Raw genomic sequence first — 498 nt, forward strand, 5'->3', positions numbered from 1 at the left:
TGATTGTCACCGAGAACTGACCCGGCAACTGTAGAAATTGTCATTGAGAATTGACCCATGTGCAACCTTGCCCCTGCTTGAATCAGCTGGGAGCTATTGGAGTGTTAGACATGGGATTTCTGAGGATTATTCGGAAATGGGCTCTGCGAGACAAGATGCCCATCCGCGAGATTGCGCGCCGGACAGGGGTGTCTCGCAACACGATCAAGAAGTAACTGCGGACAGGGATAGTTGAGCCCGAGTTCCAGATTTTGAACCGACCGAGCAAGTTGGACCCTTATGCTGATAAGCTGACAGGCTGGTTGCTGTCTGAGCAGCGTAAATCACGGAAGGAACGGCGAACGGCCAAGCAGCCTCTCGTGACATTGCCTTTGGCAATGCACTGTCAGCCAGTGGATGCATGCGGATCTGGTTCAGCTCGGCTTTGATGGCTCATATGAGCGTGTCGCGGCCTTCGTGCGGAACTGGAAGGGCGAACGACAGCGTGCTCAACATACG

At 53.8% G+C, this 498-nt stretch carries 1 pseudogene; it reads left to right on the forward strand.

The features are described 5' to 3' along the window. Nucleotides 1-110: 110 nt before the first annotated feature. Nucleotides 111-498, forward strand: a pseudogene (locus ACNQ62_RS16660) (helix-turn-helix domain-containing protein); the annotation flags it as partial.

The sequence above is a fragment of the Sulfitobacter sp. SBS6 genome (assembly GCF_048285585.1).
GTDB classification, from domain to species: Bacteria; Pseudomonadota; Alphaproteobacteria; order Rhodobacterales; family Rhodobacteraceae; genus Sulfitobacter; species Sulfitobacter pontiacus.